This is a genomic window from Lacticaseibacillus baoqingensis, assembly GCF_003946165.1.
Taxonomy (GTDB): domain Bacteria; phylum Bacillota; class Bacilli; order Lactobacillales; family Lactobacillaceae; genus Lacticaseibacillus; species Lacticaseibacillus baoqingensis.
Window position 1 is genome coordinate 41,017 of record NZ_RHOI01000009.1, and the last position, 23,172, is coordinate 64,188.

Sequence of the window (23,172 nt, forward strand, 5' to 3'; positions counted from 1 at the left end):
TTTTATGTTACGCGGAAAAATAGGCTAAATCAAATCAAGTTTCTAATCTTGAAAATTCTCTCATCTGGCCATGACTCTGTGAAATTTTTGATTAACGTCACAAAAAATACCCGAAACGGCACCGTTGCGGGTATATTCTCCAACTTATTTCTTATTATTAGCTTAAGTAAACAAGTCAATGCATTATGAATAAATAATGAGTATTTTCTAATTTTCTGGAGCCATCGCTTCTTGGAAAGGCAGCGTCTCATCAAAGGCGATCGCATGGCAAAGTGTTATTTTATCTGGACCGGTATCACATCCTAAAGCCAGCACTTGCACCCCTGCTTGCTTGGCCACAGTAATTGCAGGGGCCAGCTCGGCAAAACGTTCGTGGTAGATCGTCATGCGTTGGATCCCGCTGAGCTGCACCACGAACAATAAGTAACTTGCATAGCCAGCCGTTTGCGCTTGCGTCAAGGTATGAACATGTTTCAACCCGCGGGTCGTCGGTGCATCAGGAAAAGCCGCCAAATCGCGATTAGCCAAGGTCACCCCTTTGGTTTCTGCAAACCACTTCTTCCCATTGGCATCACTGCCTGCAAAATCCAGTCGGGAATCGCGCCAAGTGGTTTCGGGATGCACCACTAATGGCGCCGCACACCCTGGCAGCACCAAACTGCCATCCCGCAGCGCCGCATTGACGACTCGATTAGGCGCAAGGCTGTCAATATTGATCCAGCGGCCATCTCGCTGCACTGCCAGCACGTCATAAGGCGTCTTGCGGGCGAGATTGTCAGCGCGGCGCACACTGATCGGAAACCCAGGGATCAGCAATTCCTTATTACGTCCGGTGTTACTCAAATGCGCCAGCTGCTCTTGCCCATGCAAGGCTACTTTGACGGTAAAGCGGCTAACACGCGCGATCACCGTCGCAATTTCGACGTTTGTATATTGCATCATGCCCTCCTTGATCCAGCGGTTTTAACTCTCCAAACAAAATACGCCTCTGCCCCTTTGATGGCAATGATCAACAGGGCAGAGGCGCTTATTTTAGGCTCGCCATCCCAGCTTCTGCGGGTGATGGTCAACGATCAAACTTCGAGACTATTTGCTATCAGAAGATCAGCGCACGATGATCACTGACGCATTCGCTTCACGCGCGATCTCACCGGCAACATGCCCGATGTGATTATGCCCGCGGCGCTTGTGTGAGCCTAGAATGATCAGATCTGGTTTGAACGCAGGTGCGACTTCTTCTAAAATCACATGCGCCGGATTGCCTTCACCGATCAATGGCTGCACGTCTTGTGCACCAAACGCCTCAGCTTTTTCTACATAGGTATTCAAGTTAGCCGCGATCTCACCGCGACGTTCACTCAACAAATCTGGTGACAGTGATTGGTAGATGTTCAAGTCGCCAGTCTCAAGGACTGAGACGATGCCCAACGGGATCGCGTAGATCTTCGCCAGCGTGCATGCATAATTGAATGCCTTGCGCGACGATTCGTCGTCATCATCATCGACCGCCAATAATAGGCGGTTGTAGTGCATGGATTCTACTTCAAACTCTGTTTCAGTTGCCATGGTGAAACCTCCTATAAAGAAATTTATGGGGTGAACCCCACCGAAAGCGCTGTTTGAGTTAAGCGTCACCTTTGTTTTCGGCGAAAAATTGTTTGTACCGCCCAACATAATTATGGAACATATACGTCATCAACACCCAGCGTTTTAAGCTCATATCTTTATTATAAAACACCGTCGTGCCATAACGCTTTTGAGCAAGCAACTGTAAGGCGCGCTCTTTATCCGCATTATCTTTGGCGTAGTTTTTGAAGACTTTCTTCGGCACGCCAAGCCATAGCTGATGCTGACTTTCATCTTTATTACCGTATACCGTAGGCTGTTTTGCTAAAGTCTCACTAACATAATCCAACACTGGCCACTGAGCGAGGTTATAGCCATTCAACGTGACAAAAAAGCTGGAACGCCCTTGGCGGATGTTGATCTCAAATAACTTAAAGGTATGATCGCGTTCATCGTATTTCATGTCAAAATTGGCAAAGCCGGTAAATTTGATCGCTTCCAAGAATTTTTGCATTTTGTCATACAAGTCTTGGTTATATTCAGGGATGATCGCGACATAGTTGCCAATTGCTGCAGGCGTCGGATCTTCCAGCAACGGATGGCCCAAGCACATCATCTTCACCTGGTGATGTTGGTCCACATAGGCATTTAATACGCGCATGTGACTGTCATCGCCTGGCACGAAGTCTTGCAAGATCAAATCACTCGTATAACCATTGTCATAGATCTTGGCAATGATCGTGTTAAGTTCAACTTGCGAGTGGATCGTGAACGCTTTTTTGCGCCCTTCAAAATGGATCAAGAGCCATTCAACAGAGTTGGTCGGCTTCAAAGCAACGGGAAATTCAAACGGCGTTGAAATTTGCGCCCCGGATTCATACATCGCCTTGGTAATGATCTTCGTCTTGGGATAAGGCAGGTCATATTCGTCACAGACTTGATAGAAGCTTTCTTTGGAGTTAAGCCGCTTTAACAGATCGTAATCCACATATGGGCAGATAAACGTCTGGCTCAATTCCGCCTTATGCTTGGAAACCAGTTCGGCATACCCATCACCACACGCGATCAAAATGATTTTTTCTTGGTGATCAGCATACTTTTCAGCGACTTTGCGCATATGTTCAATGAACGTCGGATCCGAGTCGAAGTCCGGGATCAAGTGCACATTCACGATCTTAGAAAAGCGAGTCGGCGCCAGTTGCACCTTGGCATACACGTCCACCACTTGTCCGGTGAGTTCGTGAAAAGACCGTGCCATGCCATATACGTTCATGTCGCTGCCTAGCAACACCGGCGTAAACCTGGGAATCTCTGTCATTCTTAATATCTCCTAATCAATAACGTCTCTGCGGACGGTTTCACTAGGCATTATACCACAGCCGCCATCGCCACCCAAAAATCGCCAGTGCCTTTTACAGAAAAAAAAACAGGGCACAGCCGACCACGGCTTGCCCTGTGTGTTGCTGCATGATCACGTGCAAAACAGTGATCATGCATAGTTCAATTCATAGTCGCTAGATTCATGATAATGCCAAACTTTGGTGAACAAGACGTTGCTAATGATTGCCAATGCCACTGGAATGATCAAGAACAATAAGGTGACTTCGATGAGACTGCCAGCAGTCGTATGGCCGATACCTGCCAATGCTGCCAAAGGTCCGATCAAGCCTGCAAAGCCAAAGCCGGCACTCATTGGGGTCCCTTGGATATTGAAGATAGCGCCTAAACCACCCATGATCCCGGCATTGATCAAAATCGGCAAGAACAATTTCGGCCGACTGAAGATATTGGCCATTTGCATTTTAGGCGACCCCAAGAAATGCGCGATCGAAGTCCCAAACGAGTTGGCTGACCAGCCATAAACCGTCAAGGCAAACTGTGTCCCAACGACTCCAAGGTTCGCCGAACCTGCACCGATACCAGCCAAGGTGATCGCAGTCGCGATCCCCACGGTACTGATTGGGCTGACGATCAACAAGCCAAAGGCGATCCCCATTAAGACCCCCATTACGATCGGTTGCATGACCGTTAAATTCTTGATCACGATGCCGATCGCTTGGGTGAAGGCGCTGACTGGGCCTAAGGTCAAATGCCCGATCCCACCAGCAACTAACAACAAGATGCTAGGCATCAACAAAATCGTGTAAGCCTTTAAGGCATTACCTAACCACAAGATCAAAACATAACCGATCGCCAAAGTGATCCCAGTATTGATGATGTCTCCGGTACCGGCTAGTGCAAAACCGGATTTAGCCGCCGTCACATTCCCCGCGCCGATCAGCGCAGCTAATGCTAAAGAAGTCGTTTGGATCGGCGTGAATTTTGCCAGCATCCCTACACAAACCGCTGATAATAAAGGCATCATGGTTTGCGCAGCCCCTGTGAAAACAGTGATGAACGCTAGTTGTGGCCATGTTGGTAATAATGCATTGACCAAGGAGTTGAAGATCGCCCCTGGGATCAACGCCACGATGATCCCAATTGACAACCCATTCAAGATATTCATCGTGACAGTTTTGGCATTTTTCATGGCTGATTACCCCCGAATTTCGTGTTCAGAAACACCACCATTATAGATGGTGTCCGCGTCATGTAACGCGATTGCGACCATATTTTCCACTGCTGGCCGGGTGTAAAAGGCCATATGCGGGCTGAGGGAAACATTCGCCATGGTTTGTAACTTCAGCAGACGCGCGTTAGGCACATCCTTGCCGGTCAAGTTATCACCAAAGATCCCATTTTCATCTTCAATGGAGTCCAGCCCAGCTGCTGCGATCGTCTTATTTTCCAAAGCAGCGATCAAAGCATCAGTATCAACGATCGGCCCACGGGCGCAATTCAAGATGATCGCCGTTGACTTCATCTTGGCCAAAGCATCCGCATCGATCAAATGATGCGTTGTGTCATCAAGCGGGGTGTGGACGGTGACGATATCAGCGGTTTGCAGCAGCTCGTCTTTGTCCACATAGGTCAAAACATCACTCAATTCCGGTCGATGGATCGGATCATTCGCAATGATTGTTGCGCCTAAAGCGTAGAACAACCGTGCCACAGCAGAGCCGATCTTACCAACCCCAATGATCCCAACAGTCAGCGTGTGGATCTCTTCGGCTTCCATGCCGCCCCAGCTGTAATCGCCAGCTGCCATCCGCGCACGGGTCTCGTTGAGATGGCGAACCAATACCATCGCATGTGTCAAGGTCATTTCCCCAACAGAGCGTGGCGAGTATGCCGGCACGTTGGTGACCTTCAAATGATTGGCGGCCGCCGCAGCTAAATCGATGATGTCATAACCGGTGATCCGCAAGGCGATATGCTTGACCCCTGCAGCTGCGATCGCGGCATAATCTTCAGCACTGCCGATCGCGCCATGCTGAGCCAAGCACAACACATCGTGGCCAGCAAGGCTGGGGATATCTGCCGGGGTAAAATCGTGGCTCACCGTATCGATCGTGGCCCCTAATTCCGCGGCATTCTTCTTAATGGCAGCATCTTCATCTGGACGAACTGAGTACATTTGCACTTTCATGGTAAATCCTCCTAAGTATGTATAATGGCGGTTAACAACACAAAACCCCGCAGCCATAATCGACTGCGGGGTAAATGGGGACGATTCTTCGTCACGATTTGCCACGCAGTCGAGAGCCGATCTGCGTGGCCTAAACTCAAGTCAATGAGCCTCGCACCAGACAGATCACTGTCTAAACGCGAAGCTAAACGCAACATGCAAGTTGGACTTGAGAATCTTGATCATGATGAGAACCTCCTAAGAAATTGATTAACGTTAGATTACCACAATGAGCGTATTTGTCAACTAAAAATCTAATTGAATCACCAAAGACTGGTTTCACCCCTACCGATCAGCGCAAAAAAATAGACTCCGCTTCACTTACTTCGTGATTCGGAGTCCTTAAGTTAAGGATGTTCGCGGCGTTACTGCACATGTCTGTGTGACATTTATTACTACTACAATTGAAATACTCTGACACCTCTAACTAATATTCACTTTTACGGTTCAATGAGTCGCTACGATACTGATGTGGCCATATAACCTGGCACGGTTCGGTGAATTACTTGCACCTGATAAACATCTACTGGAAACCCATTGTTCCGTTTGGATCGTAAAGTCTTGTTATTAGACTTGCGCCTCCATGCTGATTTTTTATCTAGGATACGGTTTTAGTTCTTGGTTCTTGGTTCTTGGTTCTTGGTTCTTGGTTCTTGGTTCTTGGTTCTTGGTTCTTGGTTCTTGGTTCTTGGTTCTTGGTTCTTGGTTCTTGGTTCTTGGTTCGACTTGGTGGTGGCACAGCTGTCACTGTACCTGGCTCTAATCGTTGTGTTGAACTGCATATTGCACTTTCGAGCTGTTCCTGTTCGTTCCGCGAACCTTCCTTAACTCTGACTAAAGTATAGCATGAGTTACCCGCATCTGCAAGCGCTTACCAAAAATTTATTTTGTTATTTTTTCAGAGCTTCGTGTGCTTGCTGACGGCCGGCATTAAACGCTTTTTGCTGCATTAAAGGCTGGTGATCACCCGCACTTGGCGATATTCTATCGAAAAATTTTCCCTGGTCGCGCGGCTGCCCAAAAGCACGCGATTGGCTTAGTTTAAAATTCCTACTTGATTCAATTGCAGCCAGCCAAATACCACCAAGATCACGACCAACAAGCCCAAATACCGCCACTCGCCCACTAAGATCACTGGCAGCGTCGTCAAGTTGTTGCGGCGGCGTTGCGCGTGTGCTAGCCAGGAACATCCCCCAGCAATCAAACTCAACAACACCGGTTCGAGCAATAATCCCCATCGGCCACTGGTACTGTCAACTTGTCCGGCGGCATTAAAGTGCATCGCCACCGATCGCGGCGCGATCAGCACCAAAACCAATGTCAACAACCAACTGAGCCCCACAATACACCATGTCATGACCGAGAATTTTTTCATCATCCGCTCCCCTTGCCGCTGGCGTCATGAGTCTGACAATCAGCCTAATTGCCAACCTAAAAATTCAACTCAGTACGCAAAAACCCGCTTCGGGGTGGCAGCGCCATACCCAAATAAGCGCAGCCGCCGATTAGCCGCATCAAGGCTCAAGACATATCCTGCATATTCGCTTGGCGTGCTGATGCGCCGCCGCCAGCGGCGATTATAGCGCGTGGTCAAGCCATGTTGCCAACCCATCAATGCACTGTTGTTCAACAAGCTGTAGTGGATACCGTTAACGGTGAAATCTTCTTCAACATGCCAATGTCCCGCGACATAAGCAATGATCTTTCCCGTGTTCCCACTAAAGTCAAATTGTAACTGACCCCCAAAATCAGGATTCGTGCCACAATCCAAAGTCCCGCTAGCATGCAAGTTAAACACCCGCAACAAGTCATGCAGCGCTTGGCCATTGAACCGCAAACCCGGTTTTCCTGGCCGCGTCATCGCCGGGGCATGTGCCATGATCAACACATCACGCTCACCTGCTGCTTGCAAGGCATCGGCAAGTTCTTGCAGTTGATCGGCGGTAACTGCCAGCGTTTTTTTGATGTCATAATTCTTGCGACCGCCGATCCAATGGACTGGCACATCGCTAGTATTCAAGGTGATCACGCGCACGTGGCCATGGTCAAAAACACTCAACCCATGCCGCGTCACTTGTGGCCCGCCGACTTGAGCCGCCATTTTTTCCCACACCAAGTCGTGATAGACCCAAGGATGGAAACTGCCAGCAAAACGCCGATTGCGCTCAGCATATTTATCGTTGTCATCGTGGTTGCCGCGAGCGATCACAAAGGGAATATCATCGGCTTGATAATCATTGATGATGTTGCGCAGCCGCCACATCGTCAATACCGCAGGCTCTGAGCCATCGACCATATCGCCTAGATGCACCCGCCAATCGATTGGCAACTCTGAAGCCAGCCAATGCTGTTCTTGAACATGCCAATACCCATTGGGGCCATAAAAGGTGCGGCTCAGCTTCGTGCGATCATGCGTATCGGTGATGATCGCCATATTCAATGTCGCGGTGGTCAACTGCGGTCGAATCGCCTGGGCAAATGCCTCCAAATCACGCTTAGCAAAGCGTCGGATCGTGATGTTACGCAAACGATGCATAAGGGCCTCCTACTTTAAATATTCAACCATACGCCTAACCAGACACTGACCACCAGTGTCGCGGTGACGATGAACAGATTCTTTACAGCCAAAATAAACGTTTTTGCTTTTACCGGCTGAGCGGCAAATGCGCCGACATTTTTTGCGACCGGAATAACAGTCACCAAACTCAATAATGCCAGCTTTGGCAACCAGCCATTAACCACGGCGAGCAACAAGGCCAAATACCCGGTAAGATACAGTCCCTTGAAAAACGCCAACGACTTAGCCCGCCCAAGATAATAAACGATCGTGCGCCGATTGAGGGCTTTATCTTCGGCTTCGTCGGCAATGTTGTTGGCTAGCATCAAAGCCGCGATCGCACATTGCGCCAGTCCGCTGGCCACAAACACCATTCCAGCAAGTGTCCAAGTCATCCCCACAGTATCATAAACATTGACATATACCGCGATCAGCCAGATCACATATCCCATCGTGAACCCGGAGAAAAACTCTCCGAATGGCGTCGTGGAAATCGGCCGCGGGCCACCGGCATAAGTATACCCCACAATGTAGCTGAACAGTCCTAACAACAACAATGGCCAGCCGGTACGCGCTACCATCCACAAACCCAATGCGGCGCTGATCACGACCATGATCACGATCAACCACCCGACTAATTTCGGGGAAATGTTTTCGCGTCCAATAATATTGGTTGCTTCACGGTAACGCAGCGCCTCCGTTTTCGTCGCGCGATGATAGTCTTGATAATTATCATTGGCATCAACTGCCATATTGAACAACAACATCGCAATGAAGAAAATCACCAACTCGAACAGGTGCAACTGATGATAGTGATACCAAGCATATAAACTCCCGAGCAAAAACGGAAACACCGAGGCCGTCTTTGCCTTTATTTCAACTAATTCCAAAAAATTTGCAACCGACATTTCAATACTCCTATTCGCTAATCTTTGTGGCATCATTGCAATCACCAGCTGCTTTTAGTATACCGCGGCCATTTTGACCACGCCATGCTCACTTCCCAGCATCCAGTGCATACAAGTGTTGATAGCGGGTATTGGCAGCCGCAAGGTGTGCTGGGGTGTCAGCCATTGTCAAACGCCCATCTTCCAAGAATAATACTTGATCACAGCGTGCCACCCCTTGCAGATGATGCGTGACCCAAAGCACCGTTTTATCCTGCAAGGTGGTGAAGATGGTCCGGATCAAGTCCGCTTCGGTGATCGGATCCAATCCCACTGTAGGCTCATCTAATAAGACGATCGGCGCATCTTGCAATAAGATCCGCGCCAATGCCAAGCGCTGCTGTTCACCGCCGGAAAAACCAAATCCCGCTTCGGCCATCGGCGTGTCGATCCCTTGAGGCAATTGGGCGATCAAATCACTCAATTGCACTTGGGCCAATGCCCAGGCGACTTGATCATCACTTGCTGCTTCATTGCCTAAACGCACGTTGTTTTTGATGCTGGTATTAAATAAAAACGGACTTTGATCGAGCACAGCAAACAACTGGCTGCGATGTTGTTGATAAGCCAGCGTCGAAACCCCATCGATCGTGACTTGACCACTAGTCGGGGTGAGGTCGCCCAAGACGAGTTGCAACAGCGTGGTTTTGCCCATTCCGCTGGGACCTAGTAAGGCGATTTTTTCACCGCGATGGATCGTAAAGGAAATATCCGTTAATAACCGTTGGGCTTCAGGGGTGTATTGAAAGCTGAGCTGGGCCACCGTCAAAGTATCAAAAGTGTGCGGAATGGCTTGTTGTGCCGGCAGTAGGCGCGTGGTCGGCTGCATCGCATTCAGGTGTTTGAGTGAATCACGGTAAGTGGGCCACTCGCCCACGCCTTTGGCAATATTGCTGAAGGCTTGGTCCAATGGAAAAATCACCAACACGAAGGCGCCGACCCAATTGGCCGCTGTTTGTGTCCCAGTCCAAGTTAAACTGGTCCAAATCAACAACGCCACCGGGATCACCCCAAAGGCCAGCTGGCTGATCAAGTCCCGAAACTGCGTAAACCGTGCACTTTTGTGAGTTGAAGCCGCCAATTTGGCCCATGAATGGGTTGCTTGCGTTAAAAATGCCGGCTCTTTTTGGGCGATCACCCAATCTGACAACCCTAAGACACTATCGGTCAATTCGACATACGCATCATGGGTCATCGCTTTTTGTGCTGTTTTGCGCTTGGCTTCGACCCATAATCCCCAAGCAGGCACGACAAGCAGCTGCACCAGCAATAACAATGCCATCCACAAGGCAAAGCCCCAATCGAACCAGCCGATCGCCAGTGAGGCTATCACCGTCAAGATCGTCGCCACGACCGTCGGAAAAAGTGTGCGTAAATACAGGTTTTGAATGTGGCCAATGTCATCCGCCAATAAGCCTAAGACATCCCCAGTTTGATACCGTTCTTGAATGAAGGCCGCATCTTTTTCCAACACCTGATAAAGTTTGCGCCGCATGTGACTGGTGATACGCAAAACCCAGTTGTGGCTGACCAAACGTTCAAGATACTGGAACACTGGCCGACCGATCCCAAATGCCCGGGTCAATACCACCGGCACATAAATGGCCGCAAATAATGGCATCCGTGCTGAAAAATCGATCAAATAACCCGAGGTAAACATCAAAGCACCGGCGCAAATGAAGGTCAAAACGCCTAAGGCCAGCGAACAAAACAATAAGCCGCGATACCGTTTCAAATCAGGGCGCACCCATTGATCATGTTTAAACATCAAATTCACCTCGCATCTGGGCCACTAAGGCCTGATAAGCGGTTGAATGCGCCGCTAATTCTGCCGGCGCCCCAGCCGCGACGATCTGGCCTTGGTCAAGCACTAAGACCAGATCCATTTGTTGCAACCAATGCAAACGATGAGTGGCCATGATCACCAGCCGGCCGGCAAAAAGCGGTGTCATCGTATTTTTCAGCGCCGCTTCCGTTTCAATATCCAAATGTGCGGTAGGTTCATCAAATAACCATACCGAACGTTTTTGATCGATCAAAGTCCGCGCCAGCGCGATCCGCTGTGCTTGCCCGCCAGAGATCCCACGCCCGCCTTCACCAATCCGGGTGTTGACCCCATCTGCTAAAGTCGCCACCCAATCGGTTAACCCCGCAGCTTGCAAAGCCTGTGCCACCGCAGCATCATCAGCTTCAGGCCGATAAAAGCGCACGTTATTGGCGATCGTGTCAGCGAACACATACGGATGCTGGGGAATATAGCTCAAATGGGCTTGCCAAGCTTGATCGTTCAGATCAGCCACCGGTTGGCCATCAACGACAAACGGGGTGCCGGACTGCGGTTGTAAAAATCCGCCTAACAAATTCAACAGCGTCGACTTGCCTGAACCGCTGGCACCGATCAAAGCAACGTTCATGTCCCCACTGATGGTAAAGGCAGCGTCTTTGATCCCGGTACGATCAGCATATTGATAATTCAACGCTGATACTGTCAATGTCGAGTCTGATTGCCAACCCGTATATGCCGGCAAGGCTTGGCGCAGCTGCGGCGCCGGTTGATCCAGCAGATCTAAAATAGCGGCCAAAGCGTTTTTGCCATTCAATGTGGCGTGATAATCATTCCCGAATTCTCGGATCGGCATAAAGTATTCTGGCGCCAAGATCAAACACACCATCCCAGGATACAAAGACACGCTGCCATGCAACAAGTCGATCCCTAAAAATACCGCCACGACGGCAATGGACAACGTTGCAAAGAAATCCATCGCAAAACTCGATAGCATCGCGATCTGCAAAACGCCCATGGTTTGCTTGCGATAGCGCTCGGAAACGGCATAAACGTTATCGGCATACGCCTTACTGATCCCCATCAACTGCAAGGTTTTTAACCCGCGCAATGAGTCAATGAAGTGATTAGACATTTGCTGAAACCCAGCATATTGCTGTTGCGATTTATCCCGGGCGGCATAGCCTAAGATGATCATAAACAAAATGATCACTGGAAACATGATCACTAAAGCGATTCCTGCAAGGTGATTTTCCCAGAAAATATAGCCGACGATAAACCACGGAATAATGCCCATATTCAATAATTTGTTCAAAATCAATTCTAAGTATTGTTGGACTTCGATGATCCCATCTAACGCCATCGTCACCGCATTCCCAGTACCGGCATGGGCGACGGCTTGCGGGCCTAGTGCATATAACTGCTTGATCAAACGCTGTTGGATCTTATCAGCTAAACGCCGGGCAAAATTTTCTGCCAAGCGATTGCGTCCCCAAGTGAGCACTTGCCGGGCAGCAAACGCGCCGGCAAATCCCCAAATAAACGGCCACAAGCTTACTAAAGCTTTTTGCGCCCATGAATGGACGATTCCCAATGCCAAAAAATGGCCTTGTAAAATGATGACCACCGCTTGCAATACCGTCAAGATCGCCAAGCCGATCATCACTTGTTGCACACCTGGCAGGCGTAATAAGCGCTTATCGATCATAATATCCCCCCTACTTTTCACCACAAACTCAGTTCATACCAAGCCAGTTTAGCCCTATCATACGAAAACCAGGGCCAAGACACAATCGTCTCAGCTGACTGGCTGGATCAAAATAGGCGGGCGAGTCTTTGCTGACTCGCCCGCCTAACGTCATCGCTTTTAAGCGGCTTTAACCTCTGGGATCCGCTTGTGGAAAACCACATACGCCCAGATAAAGTAAGCCAACGCGATCGGCAACAAAATGCAAGTAACGATCGTCATGATTTTTAAGGTCAACGGACTCGCAGACGCCTGCGTGATCAACAGGCTATGTGCCGCATTGGTCCCGATCAAAACGCGTGGGAAAAGCCCATTGAAGATCAAAGCCACCACTAAGGTCAGTCCTAACCCGCTGCCGATAAACGACAACAGTTCTTTGTCTTGTAAGACGCCCAAGTGTTGGATCACCGCCGCACAAACAATCAAGACGATGATCAAACCAGTTGAAAGCGGCCGCTTCGCAAAGAAGTCGGTTTGGAAAAAGACCAAGACTGCAAACACCACTTCCCCAGCATATAAGAGCCAAGAAAGTTTTTGATTCCATGCTCGGGCTCGAATGCGCAATGCGCCTTCTGTCTTCAACCGGATAAAGTTCAACCCATGCATGAAGCACATCAACGTGACCGCCACCCCGCCAACGATCGTCAACAAGTTAATCTGATCGCCAAGAGCGGCATAAACATCCATATGGCTATCGATCGGCAACGGCTGCATGATCGCCGTGAAGATCATGCCTAAGACGAACGGCGGCAAGATACTGCCAATAAACAATGCCCAGCGCCAAATACTGCGACCGCGTGCGGTTTCGGCATGAGCGGCAAATTCGAACGAAACACCACGCATGATCAAGCCAAGCAAGACTAAGAAGAACATGATGTAAAAACCAGAAAACAAGCTGGCATACCACAGTGGATACGAAGCAAACATGGCCCCGCCGGCAGTGATCAGCCAAACTTCATTGCCATCCCAATGCGGGCCGATCGTGGCGATCAGCTGTGTGCGCTCGCGTTCGTTACGCGCCAATAACCGCGTCGCCATCCCGACCCCAAAGTCAAATCCTTCCAGGAAGAAGAAGCCGATGAACAATACGGCTAACAACAAAAACCAGAGTAGTTGGAGGAAACTCATTTGCCAAACGCCTCCTTCGCAAACGGATCAGCAGCAACCCCATAGTCCGTGTGCAAGTCAGCATCCGGACCATGACGTAAGTTGCGGTGGCTGTAATAAACCATCACCCCGCCAAGCAACGAGAAGATCAGGAAATAAACAATGTTACTGAACCACAATTGTCCGGCTGTGGTCGTGGCACTGATCGAATCAGCAATCGTAAATAACCCATAAACGGTCCAAGGGTAACGTCCCAATTCGGTGATCAGCCAACCTGCCGTATTCAGGATAAACGGCAACCATAAGCATAAGCCCAACACCCATAACAGCCAGCGCTTTTGCAGCAAGGTATTGTTTTTCTTTCGACTGAACCACAAGCCCAAAATCGCAACCAATGCCAACAAGACCCCGCCGCCAGACATCACTCTAAACGACCAAAACAGGGTTTTAACGGGAACATAATAGTTTTTATCTTTACCATATTTGGCTTGCAACTCTTGGTCGACAGTTTCCATGCCTTTGACCGCACCGGAAGTCTTGTGGTAGGACAACAGGCTCAACAGATACGGGATCTCGATGTTGCCAGACACTTGATGATTTTTAGTATCGATCAACTCGACTAATGCCCAAGGTGCCGGATCTTTCGTGTCTTTGTAGACCCCTTCAGTCGCAGCAAACTTCATGGGTTGATCTTTGATGATGAATTGTGTTTGCAAATCACCTACACCGATTGCACCTACAACGGCGATCAAGCCCACTGTCAGCCCAACGCGTAAAGACCGATGATAAAAATCGACGTGATCATGCTTAAGTAAACGCCATGCGGCCATCCCAGCCACAGCAAACCCGGCAGTGGTAAACGCACCAAAGATCACATGGGGAAATTCGACCCATAATTGGGGATTGGTGATCACCGCACCAAAATCAACCAGTTTCACCCGGCCAGTCGCTTCGTTGATCGCAAAACCAGTGGGATGTTGCATGAAACTATTGGCACTCAAGATCCAAATCGCACTCAGTGTGGTCCCTAACCAGACAAACCAGATCATGGCCGCATGTAATGCCGGTTTGAAGCGATCCCAAGTGAACATCCACAAGCCAATAAATGTGGACTCCATGAAAAACGCCAATAAGGCTTCGATCGCCAACGGGGCACCAAAAATATCGCCCATGAAGCGTGAATAGTTCGACCAGTTCATCCCAAACTGGAATTCTTGAATAATACCGGTAACGACCCCAACCGCAAAACTTAATAAAAATATTTTGCCCCAAAATAAGGTCATTTTCTTATATAGCGGATCTTTTTTGCGGACATACATGGTTTCCATGATCGCCGTGACCAAGGCCATCCCAATGCTAAACGGCACGAAGAAAAAATGGAAAACCGTGGTCATGGCAAACTGAAACCGCGCCAGATCCAATACGGAAACGCCCAAAAGCATACCTATCCCTCCTTTGATTTGTCCTTCGCTTTCAGCGGAGACGATTAGCGCTCATCCCCCCAAGATCAGCATAACAACATATGGAAGCGAAGCGTTATCATTATGCTTATACCATAATAATACCGCGTCTAAAAACTCAGACGCGGCAATAATCATAAAAAATCAGCTTAAAATTCGGTGTATCAAAGACGGTTTCTCAATTGGCCCGGCTGCGATCGTATAGGCATCGCGCACCTGAGTCGCTACCCGTGCAGGATCCACGCTGCTGGCATACACCACTGCCAATGTCTCTCCTGGTGTCACTGGCGTGCCCAGCTTCTTATGCAACACGATCCCAGCGGTCAGATCAAGTGCATCAGATTGCGTGGCCCGCCCGCCGCCGATCTGCATCACCGCGGTACCTAACGCCTTGGTATCCATGGCAGTCACCACGCCGCTGGCAGCGGCTTTGACCGCCACTTTGTGAGTTGCTTGCGGCAAGCGTCTTGGGTCATCGACGACCCGCGGATCGCCGCCTTGTGCTTGGATCAGCTGTTTGAAGGCCTTTGCTGCCCGCCCGTCTTTCAATGCGTCTTCCACCATCCCCATCGCCACTTCTAATGATGGGGTTTTGCCGCCTAATTTCAACATCTGAGCGGCTTGCGCCACCAAAAGCTGATGCACGTCTTGCGGCCCGCGGCCTTTGAGCAAAGCGATGCTTTCGGCCACTTCTAAGCTGTTGCCGATGGTGATCCCTAAAGGTTGATTCATATCCGTGATCATGGCAACCGCTTTGACGCCAGCGTGTTGGGCAATGGCTAACAAGGCTTGCGCCAAATTTTCTGCGGCTTGGTCGTCAGGCATGAACGCGCCATTGCCGCTTTTGACGTCAAACAACAACGCATCGGTGCCAGAAGCCAGCTTCTTGCTCATGATGGAACTCGCGATCAAAGGCTTGGAGGCAACAGTACCCGTGACATCCCGCAACGCGTATAAGCGCTGATCTGCCGGTGCCAGTTGTTGGCTGGCACTGGTAATGGCTTGATGGATCATGGTCACTTGCTGGATGAATTGTGCGCTGGTTAAGTGGACATTGAACCCAGGAATGCTTTCCAACTTATCCAAGGTCCCGCCGGTAAACCCTAAACCACGTCCTGACACCATCGGCACCGGCACGCCAAAGCATGCCACCAACGGCACCAAAGGGATGCTGAGCTTATCGCCAACACCACCAGTCGAATGTTTATCGACTTTGACGCCAGGGATCGCGGTCAGATCCAAGCGTTCACCGCTGTCAAGCATCGCCTGCGCCAGCGCCCCTTGTTCTGCATCACTTAAACCATTAAAATAAACTGCCATCAGCCAAGCACTCATTTGATAATCGGGGATCTTATCCGCCACATAATTTTGGATCAGCCACTGCAATTCTGCAGTCGTCAACGCTTGGTGATCGCGCGTCTTAGCGATCAAATCGACCATTCGCATGTTTTATTCCTACTTTCCTTAGTTATGCTACACTCGAATAAGAATGGAGGTAAACTCATGGATTCATTGTATCACCATCTCGCTAAAGTCGAGCTGCACTGCCATCTCGATGGTTCTCTATCGCTGACTGCCATCCGCCGCTTGGCCGCTTTGGCCAATATCACGCTGCCGGCTGACGATCAGGCTTTAGCCGCATTGGTCCAAGCCCCTAAAGACAGCCAAGATCTGCTTGATTACTTGAAGCCGTTTGATTTTATTCGACCGCTTTTGCAGACTAAAGCCGCTTTGCGTCTGGCAGCTTATGACGTTTGCGCCCAAGCCGCCGCAGAAAACGTCCGCTATTTGGAGTTACGGTTTGCCCCAACCTTGTCACAAGATCGCGGTTTAAGCGTCGCAGAAACGATCCAAGCCGTGGTTTTAGGCCTTCATGATGCGATGCAAGTCTTTGACATCACGGCCAACGCCCTTGTTTGCGGGATGCGCCAAGATCGCTCTGGCGCCAATACCGCGATGTTCCAAGTGGCCGCGCCGTTGTTGGGTCACGGTTTGGTCGGCGGCGATTTTGCTGGTGATGAAGCCCATTTCCCAACGAGCGATTTGACCGCCGAAATCAAGGCTGCTCAAGCATTAGGTGTCCCGCTGACCTTGCATGCCGGCGAATGCCACTGCGTCCAAAACATCGTCCAAGCCGTCGCCGCAGGGATCACCCGCATCGGCCACGCAACTGCCTTAGCCCAAGCACCAAAGGCGATCGCCGCTTTCGTGAATGCTAATGCAACCGCGGAGTTGTGCTTGACGAGCAATTTGCAAACCAAAGCGATCGCTTCACTCGCTGAATACCCGTATCCTCAGCTTTACGCAGCCCATGCCAAATTGACGATCAATACGGATAACCGCACCGTTTCTGCCACGACGTTGACGCATGAGTACAAGATGTTTCACGACCATTTTAAAACCAGTGTGGCAGACTTTTTAACGTTCAACCTGAATGCCGCCAATGCCGCTTTTGCCACCGCTGCTGACCGCTTTGCATTGGGCCAGCGCCTGCAACAAGAATATGCCCCTTATCTGTGATCGAGGCCTAAAAATACCGCTGCTTCTGATGGCATCACAACCAGAAGCAGCGGTATTTTTAAGGATGTTGACGCGTCTTATATTCAGCCAGCGTCCGTGCCCCTGAAGTTAACACTAAAACCATTTGCTCAAAATGCATATTTTGGGTCGCCAGCCGCTTCGGTGAGTAAACATAACGCGCCCACTCACGCTGCATCCCTGCTGGCAATGCCGCAAACGCAATGGCTTGCTGAGGCGCATGATGGGCTAAGCGCGCCTGTAATTGTGGTAAAAACTCAGCATAATCACCGACACGCTGCGAACTGGTCGTTTGCGACCGCGGGGCATGTGCCAGCCAGCGCAAGTCTAACAATGTGAAATCATCGTTGAAACTGCGCATCCGAGAAAACTTTAAGCCGGTATGGCCAACTTCGCCTGTTGCTTCATCGACGTGCAAGTAAGGAAAAATATCGTCTCGGCGCACCCCAACATATCGTTGGCTGGCGCGTTTGGGATACAGCACATCAACCACCCCCAACGCGGCTAACAAGTGATCTTGGGCAATTGCTTGGATCGCAGTTTGCATTGCCGGCAGATCTAAGGCCAACACCACTCGCAAGTCAGTCGCCTTGGTTGGCGTTTTGGTATGCGGCACCGCAGCTAACATTGGCAAGCGATCCAGCACTGCATCAGTGAAGACGATATGGTGAAAGCGGTCAAACCCAAAGCGTTTTAGATCGACCATGTGCCCCTCCTAAAAGTAATCGTAGAGTTGTGTTTGCTGACTGAAGAAAATATCTGAAATCGCCGCGATCGTATAAGCATCCCCATCGATCAATCCCAGGCTGTAGCTGTCTCGCAATGAGCGCACCCCAAATGCTGCTTTGACCAATTGTTGTTCACTTAATTGCACCGCTGGCTGACCTTTTTTCACCCGCTGACAAGTTACTCGCCCATCATCGATGGCCAACTGCCACAATCCGTCATTGTCTGGGATAAAGTCATCTTCAATGGCAAAAATAACCGGTGCCAAATCGCTGACTTGATAAGGATAGCGTTGCAAGAAATCTTCAACATCAACGATGCGCGCCATCATAAAAGCAGATACCGAGGTTTTCAACCGTCCCGGTTCTGGCAATAGGTCATGCAACGATTCAGGGTTGCCCGTGGTATAAACGAACCGCGCAAACGCCGAGCGGTGCGCACCAATAAAATGGCCTAATGCGATCAACGCTGCCAAATCATCATAAAACAGCTCATGGAGGATAAACGTGTCGCCAGCGCGTTCATATACCGCATACCCACTGGGATGATCCCCCAAAAGCGCCAGTGCCACTTCGCGCTGGGGATAATGGGCGGCTAAGTTTTGCCACCACCATTTTGCCCGGATCAACCCGCCGCGAGTGGCTGCTTTATTCCGCCCATAAATCGCCTGCATCGCCGGGATCGCCGCAGTGAAAGTGCGCCGCTGCACACTCATGGCCGGATCTGGCTTAGGCACACGCGGGAAATCGACTGCTTGAATTTCATGTGTCACTTGGTCAAACGCCCCTTCATAGCCAAATCGCCGATAAAACGGGGCAGAAAACGGTGCTAGATACGAAAGCGTTTCGTGCTGCGCACGCATCTGGGCAAATGCTGCTTGCATGATCGCAGTGATCTGGCCATTACCGCCGGCCTCCGGATAGCTGGCCACATAACCGATCCCGCTCATCTTATATGAGACCCCGGCAAAATCAACGGCAAAATGGGTCCCTAACAACCCGCTGGCGAGCGGCTCACCACTGCCCCAAGCGGTTGAATGGGCATAGAGGCTGGCAAAGGCAGCATCGCGGTTGGGAGTTTGCGGTTTGTTGAAAGCATAGCGCGCTAACGCGTAAAATTGGGCTTCATTGGCTGGCGTCAATTGCTGAACGGTCATAAGTCTCCTCCAAGCTGGTTCTATTTACTATTAGTATAGACCCAATGAGCTTCAATTGTGGGGGTAAGCTGCCGCAGTGCGCATCAAGGAAGCGTTCACAGAAAAGACACAGTTTGGTGGCGATACCTTCACAGCACGCCGTTAGGATAATAGTAGTGAAAGGATGAGGCAATATGTTACTGAATGAATTCGATATGCTCACGGCTCAACTGACTGCTGTGACTTACCCCAACATACAAGCGCGCACGGAAAATGGCGCAACACTCATGATCCATACGAATCAAAAACAGCGCGAAGACCCTGCTTTTTGGCAGAGCATCCGCGCGATTTTAAAGGCGCAACTTTGGGTGCCTGTTTCCAAACGGCTGCACCAGCTCACCGATACCGACTGGCTATTACCGCCGACTCAAGCTTGAGCTTGCCAAGCGGCAAACCGATGTGCGGCGACGATCAACGTCACCATCGCATCAGGCGATAAGGCCTTGGCAACGGTTTGCAAATGCCCAGAAGTCGCGACGGCACCAATGACTTCTAAACCAAACTTGATAATATTCAAATCTTTCTTTGCAGAATAGCCGTTTTCAAAAACGGGTTCGTGGTTATACGTAAAGTTGATCTGATCTTCTGTGATCGAGCCGTCGACGTGGTTGACCATGATCCGATCTTCCAGCGCGGCCATTGGCTGGGCATCTGCCAATAAATTCAGCTTATGATCGGATTCATGGCGAAAATAGTGGCCTTGAAGCGTATTGAGATAGTCTTGAGCCGGATGCTTAAGCACCTGCAGATAATCCACGGCAGCCACCACTTTTGCTTCTGGCAACTGAGTGTGCTTTGCCAACAGGGCCTCTGATTGGGCTTCTAACCAATCCGCTAATTCGCTAATACCATACTGATCCATGCGTGACCTCCATATATATTATGCTGAGATTCATTGTATCATTTTCATTGGCAACTGTAACCCAGCGGTAACGTCAAGACCGGAAAAAGAGCGTATAATTAAGTCAAGGAGGGATGCTTATGCCACACGTCACGCATGATTTACCCATGTTCGATGCTTTCGGTGAACCGACGATCTTGCAACCAAAGATCACGTACAAACTGCGGGTCAAAAACGGCTACATCCTCGCACTCCGCCCCGACCAACATCAACGCAAATTGCCAAATCTATTGCACGTGCACGCTGATCACAAACACTGATACCAATTCGCGTGCAGCTTATTAAGGCTGAACCCATTGTTAGCCTCACATCAAAAGCGCCCTTAAGCCACGAATCTTGCTTGGATCATGGCTCGAAGGCGCTTTTTGCGCGATTTATGGCGCTTTGGGTTCCGTGATGCTCATCAACAAGACGGTGATGATGATCAATGTCCCGCCGATCAGCTCAAAAAAGCCCAAATGAAAGCCGAAAAATACGACCGCAGTCACAGTCGCCCCTAGCGGCTCAAAGGCATCTAATAAACTCACTGCCGTCACCGATACATATTGTAAGCTGATCAAATAAAGCAAGTATGCCACGATCGTCCCGCCGATCACCACAAAAGCATAAGCCCCCCATTGGCCGATTGTCAGGTGCGGACAGTCTACCCAAAACGGGCGCACCACCGTCATCGCGATACCGCCTAGCAATTGTGCCCAAGCAGTCACGACCAGCGGCGAATGGCGTTTTAGCAATTGTGCCGGCAAGATCGCATAAGCCGCTGCTGCCAATGCTGCCATTAACCCCCAAGCCAAGGCTTGAGGGGTGATCGCCAAGGCAGTCAGCTGGCCTTTGGTCACCACCAACAGGGTGCCAAACATGGCCAAGGCAATGATCAACACATCTGTGCGCCGAGGCAATTGACGCGCTTGCAACGCCACATAGATCAACACCAATACCGGCGAAAGAAATTGCAAAATGGTCGCGGTCGGAGCATTGGCAACTGCCACCGCTTTGAAATAAATGTATTGCATCGCCAGCATTCCAAACAAGATAAAGATCAGTAATTGTCCGCTAGCGCGCCGCTCACGCCAAGGCGCCAGCAATGCGGTTTTCCCTTGCAACCGCCAAGCCAACACCATCGTGATGACGCCGGCGATCAACATTTTAGAGCTGATCAGCCAGGCCACGTCGACTTGATGATCAAATAACATTTCACTGGCCGGTCCTGAGATCCCCCACAACAACGCGGCGATCGTCCCCATGACTAACCCAAAGAGCCGCTTTCTTCGCATATTGTCCTTCCTACTCAAGCCGCCGCCAGCCAGCCAGATGATCGTCCACTAAACCGGCGCCTTGCAAATAACTATAAATGATCACCGGCCCCACAAACTTAAAGCCCCGTTTTTTCATATCCTTAGCGATCGTTTGTGACAATGGTGTTTGCGTCGGGATCTCTGCTTGAGACTGCGGTCGATTGACTAATGGCTTGCCGTCTACCCAATGCCACAAATAAGCGTCGAAGCTCCCCCAAGCTTGTTGCACCCGTTGAATCGCTTGGGCGTTGACCACCACGGCTTGCAGCTTCAAGCGGTTGCGGATCAGTTGCGGATCTTGGGCTAAAGCGTCTATCTTTGCAGGCGGCATTTGGGCGACTGCCGTAAGCTCAAAATCGTAGAACGCTTGCTTGATCGCCGCACGCTTTTGCAATACGATCAACCAACTCAAGCCTGCTTGAAAGCCTTCTAAACTCAGTAATTCAAACAACGCGCGGTCATCGTGAACGGGTACGCCCCATTCATGATCGTGATACGCTTGCAACAAAGGATCTTGGGCGGCCCATGCTAAACGCTCGACCATATCGATCACCTCCACTGATGTGCGCTCATTATAATCCATTTCAAAGCAAAAAAAAACGACCGAGTCTCCTCGATCGTAAGCGCAATCATGTCGTCTTAACAATCAGTACATCACAAGGTGCCGTCCGGTTCACGTACTCTGTCACGGAACCCACTAAGACCCGCTCCATCGCATTGAGCCCGGTAGCGCCAATGATGATCAAATCGATCTTGTGATCGTGTGGAAAATCAGTTGCGATAACGGTCTTAGGATTCCCAAACCGCACGTGGATCGCGACATCTTCTAACCCCGCTTGCTTGGCACGGTCGGCAAGCCCATTCAAGTAATTTTCAGCATCTTGGGTCAATTGGTACACGGCATCGCCGGAGATCATCCCGCCATAACCGCCGATAAATTGTTTCGTATCAAGTACATTGAGGATATCCAGATGCGCATGGTTGGCACCAGCGACCTTGACCGCCTTTTGGAACGCAAGCTCTGCTTCGTCGGAACCATCAACTGGGACTAACAATTGGTTATATTCTTGGTCCATCTGATCACTTCCTTGTCCTTATATATTAAGCGTAAGCCATTGACTCAGGGAAAACAAGCATCAACCGACAAAAAGCGGCAACCGCTTACCCAATGCCAAATGATAGCAATTATCACCTGCGCCTTCAAAAGCGGGCTGTCATGGCGCTATTAATAAAAAAATCGATAAATGAGTGGTTTAAAGATTGCATTTTAGGCTGTTAAAAGTTAGATTATTAATGTACCAGACTTGGGTAGACGATTACGTCATCTACTACATTAGAATCGTGGTGAAATCATATGACAGAAACCGTTGGGAGCGCCTTGCGTCAGATCCGCAAGAATCGCGGTGAGTCGATCGTCGAGGTCGCCAAAGCTACACATACTTCTCCGGCTAGCTTTACCAAGTGGGAGAACGATCAGACCATTCCTAGCGAACGTAGTATCCGCAAATTAGCCGAATATTACGAAAGCGATCCATTAGATGTTTTGGCATTAGCCTATCCGGATAAATACGCCAAGGCCAAGAAAGTTGAGCCTGATCTTGAAGGCAAAACCGTCGTGCGCGTTGAAGACCTCTTAAGCGAAGGCACTGTGCTCACTTACAATGAACACGTTTTAAGCGCAGCCAAAAAAGAGCTCGTCGCCTCATTTGCCGCTGGCTTGATCATTGCTAGCAATACTGCCGCGGCTGAAGCAGAATAGTACCGGCTAAAAGGACAAACGTC

At 50.0% G+C, this 23,172-nt stretch carries 23 protein-coding genes; 4 read left to right on the forward strand and 19 right to left on the reverse strand.

The annotated features are described in order from the left end of the window. Positions 1-207: 207 nt before the first annotated feature. The 13 genes from sfsA to EKM91_RS05420 form a co-directional block, all read right to left on the reverse strand. Positions 208-939 (reverse strand): DNA/RNA nuclease SfsA, encoded by a 732-nt coding sequence (sfsA, locus tag EKM91_RS05360; RefSeq protein ID WP_125751104.1) that lies wholly within the window; start codon positions 937-939, stop codon positions 208-210. Positions 940-1,104: 165 nt separating this feature from the next. Next, positions 1,105-1,566 carry a universal stress protein gene (locus tag EKM91_RS05365; RefSeq protein WP_125750918.1) on the reverse strand — a complete coding sequence of 154 codons (462 nt, stop codon included), beginning with the start codon at positions 1,564-1,566 and terminating at the stop codon, positions 1,105-1,107. 58 nt (positions 1,567-1,624) lie between these two features. Then, positions 1,625-2,884: a carboxylate--amine ligase gene (locus EKM91_RS05370; protein WP_125750921.1), complete on the reverse strand. Its 1,260-nt coding sequence runs from the start codon at positions 2,882-2,884 to the stop codon at positions 1,625-1,627. 171 nt (positions 2,885-3,055) lie between these two features. Next, on the reverse strand, positions 3,056-4,096 hold the full coding sequence (locus tag EKM91_RS05375; RefSeq protein ID WP_125750924.1) for a PTS sugar transporter subunit IIC: 1,041 nt from the start codon (positions 4,094-4,096) through the stop codon (positions 3,056-3,058). Positions 4,097-4,102: 6 nt separating this feature from the next. Beyond that, a complete protein-coding gene (locus tag EKM91_RS05380) occupies positions 4,103-5,095 on the reverse strand; it encodes an NAD(P)-dependent oxidoreductase (protein WP_164508464.1) in 993 nt (330 codons plus the stop codon). 1,075 nt (positions 5,096-6,170) lie between these two features. Then, positions 6,171-6,509, reverse strand: coding sequence for a DUF1648 domain-containing protein (locus tag EKM91_RS05385; protein ID WP_164508465.1), 339 nt, complete (start codon positions 6,507-6,509; stop codon positions 6,171-6,173). A gap of 69 nt (positions 6,510-6,578) precedes the next feature. Continuing rightward, positions 6,579-7,670 carry a metallophosphoesterase family protein gene (locus EKM91_RS05390; RefSeq protein WP_191987986.1) on the reverse strand — a complete coding sequence of 364 codons (1,092 nt, stop codon included), beginning with the start codon at positions 7,668-7,670 and terminating at the stop codon, positions 6,579-6,581. A 14-nt stretch (positions 7,671-7,684) separates the two neighbouring features. Then, positions 7,685-8,599 (reverse strand): 1,4-dihydroxy-2-naphthoate polyprenyltransferase, encoded by a 915-nt coding sequence (locus EKM91_RS05395; protein WP_125750929.1) that lies wholly within the window; start codon positions 8,597-8,599, stop codon positions 7,685-7,687. Between the two features lie 88 nt (positions 8,600-8,687). Further along, complete coding sequence (gene cydC, locus EKM91_RS05400) at positions 8,688-10,406, reverse strand: thiol reductant ABC exporter subunit CydC (RefSeq protein ID WP_125750932.1); 1,719 nt, start codon at positions 10,404-10,406, stop codon at positions 8,688-8,690. Then, positions 10,399-12,129 carry a thiol reductant ABC exporter subunit CydD gene (cydD, locus tag EKM91_RS05405; protein WP_125750935.1) on the reverse strand — a complete coding sequence of 577 codons (1,731 nt, stop codon included), beginning with the start codon at positions 12,127-12,129 and terminating at the stop codon, positions 10,399-10,401. The genes cydC and cydD overlap by 8 nt, the downstream gene beginning before the upstream one ends. Positions 12,130-12,288: 159 nt before the next feature. Next, positions 12,289-13,296 (reverse strand): cytochrome d ubiquinol oxidase subunit II, encoded by a 1,008-nt coding sequence (gene cydB / locus EKM91_RS05410; protein WP_125750938.1) that lies wholly within the window; start codon positions 13,294-13,296, stop codon positions 12,289-12,291. Beyond that, on the reverse strand, positions 13,293-14,717 hold the full coding sequence (locus tag EKM91_RS05415) for a cytochrome ubiquinol oxidase subunit I (protein ID WP_125750941.1): 1,425 nt from the start codon (positions 14,715-14,717) through the stop codon (positions 13,293-13,295). The genes cydB and EKM91_RS05415 overlap by 4 nt, the downstream gene beginning before the upstream one ends. 162 nt (positions 14,718-14,879) lie before the next feature. Beyond that, positions 14,880-16,181, reverse strand: a complete 1,302-nt coding sequence (locus tag EKM91_RS05420; RefSeq protein ID WP_125750944.1) for a thymidine phosphorylase — start codon at positions 16,179-16,181, stop codon at positions 14,880-14,882. Between the two features lie 57 nt (positions 16,182-16,238). On the opposite strand from EKM91_RS05420, the gene add reads away from it, so the two are divergent. Then, the gene (add, locus tag EKM91_RS05425; RefSeq protein WP_164508466.1) at positions 16,239-17,255 is read left to right on the forward strand and encodes an adenosine deaminase; all 1,017 of its coding nucleotides are present in this window, start codon (positions 16,239-16,241) and stop codon (positions 17,253-17,255) included. Between the two features lie 58 nt (positions 17,256-17,313). On the opposite strand, the gene EKM91_RS05430 is transcribed toward add, so the two are convergent. Beyond that, positions 17,314-17,979, reverse strand: a complete 666-nt coding sequence (locus EKM91_RS05430) for a YdeI/OmpD-associated family protein (RefSeq protein ID WP_125750947.1) — start codon at positions 17,977-17,979, stop codon at positions 17,314-17,316. Between the two features lie 9 nt (positions 17,980-17,988). Then, positions 17,989-19,155 carry a GNAT family N-acetyltransferase gene (locus tag EKM91_RS05435; RefSeq protein ID WP_125750950.1) on the reverse strand — a complete coding sequence of 389 codons (1,167 nt, stop codon included), beginning with the start codon at positions 19,153-19,155 and terminating at the stop codon, positions 17,989-17,991. A 173-nt stretch (positions 19,156-19,328) separates the two neighbouring features. Between EKM91_RS05435 and EKM91_RS05440 the strand changes: the two genes are divergently transcribed. Continuing rightward, the gene (locus EKM91_RS05440) at positions 19,329-19,571 is read left to right on the forward strand and encodes a hypothetical protein (protein ID WP_125750953.1); all 243 of its coding nucleotides are present in this window, start codon (positions 19,329-19,331) and stop codon (positions 19,569-19,571) included. Here EKM91_RS05440 and EKM91_RS05445 read toward each other — a convergent pair. Continuing rightward, positions 19,562-20,056, reverse strand: coding sequence for a hypothetical protein (locus EKM91_RS05445; protein WP_125750956.1), 495 nt, complete (start codon positions 20,054-20,056; stop codon positions 19,562-19,564). The two genes, EKM91_RS05440 and EKM91_RS05445, sit on opposite strands and share 10 nt — an antisense overlap. Before the next feature lie 119 nt (positions 20,057-20,175). Here EKM91_RS05445 and EKM91_RS05450 point away from each other — a divergent pair, with 119 nt between their 5' ends. Continuing rightward, positions 20,176-20,355, forward strand: a complete 180-nt coding sequence (locus EKM91_RS05450; RefSeq protein ID WP_125750959.1) for a hypothetical protein — start codon at positions 20,176-20,178, stop codon at positions 20,353-20,355. Positions 20,356-20,469: 114 nt separating this feature from the next. Here EKM91_RS05450 and EKM91_RS05455 read toward each other — a convergent pair whose 3' ends face one another. From EKM91_RS05455 to EKM91_RS05465, 3 genes are read right to left on the reverse strand one after another with little or no spacing between them, the layout of a single operon-like run. After that, the gene (locus tag EKM91_RS05455) at positions 20,470-21,369 is read right to left on the reverse strand and encodes a DMT family transporter (RefSeq protein ID WP_125750962.1); all 900 of its coding nucleotides are present in this window, start codon (positions 21,367-21,369) and stop codon (positions 20,470-20,472) included. A 10-nt stretch (positions 21,370-21,379) separates the two neighbouring features. Continuing rightward, a complete protein-coding gene (locus EKM91_RS05460; RefSeq protein WP_125750964.1) occupies positions 21,380-21,973 on the reverse strand; it encodes a DNA-3-methyladenine glycosylase I in 594 nt (197 codons plus the stop codon). A 46-nt stretch (positions 21,974-22,019) separates the two neighbouring features. Beyond that, on the reverse strand, positions 22,020-22,466 hold the full coding sequence (locus tag EKM91_RS05465; protein ID WP_125750967.1) for a universal stress protein: 447 nt from the start codon (positions 22,464-22,466) through the stop codon (positions 22,020-22,022). Between the two features lie 278 nt (positions 22,467-22,744). Here EKM91_RS05465 and EKM91_RS05470 point away from each other — a divergent pair, with 278 nt between their 5' ends. After that, positions 22,745-23,149: a helix-turn-helix domain-containing protein gene (locus tag EKM91_RS05470; RefSeq protein ID WP_125750970.1), complete on the forward strand. Its 405-nt coding sequence runs from the start codon at positions 22,745-22,747 to the stop codon at positions 23,147-23,149. Positions 23,150-23,172 lie beyond the last annotated feature (23 nt).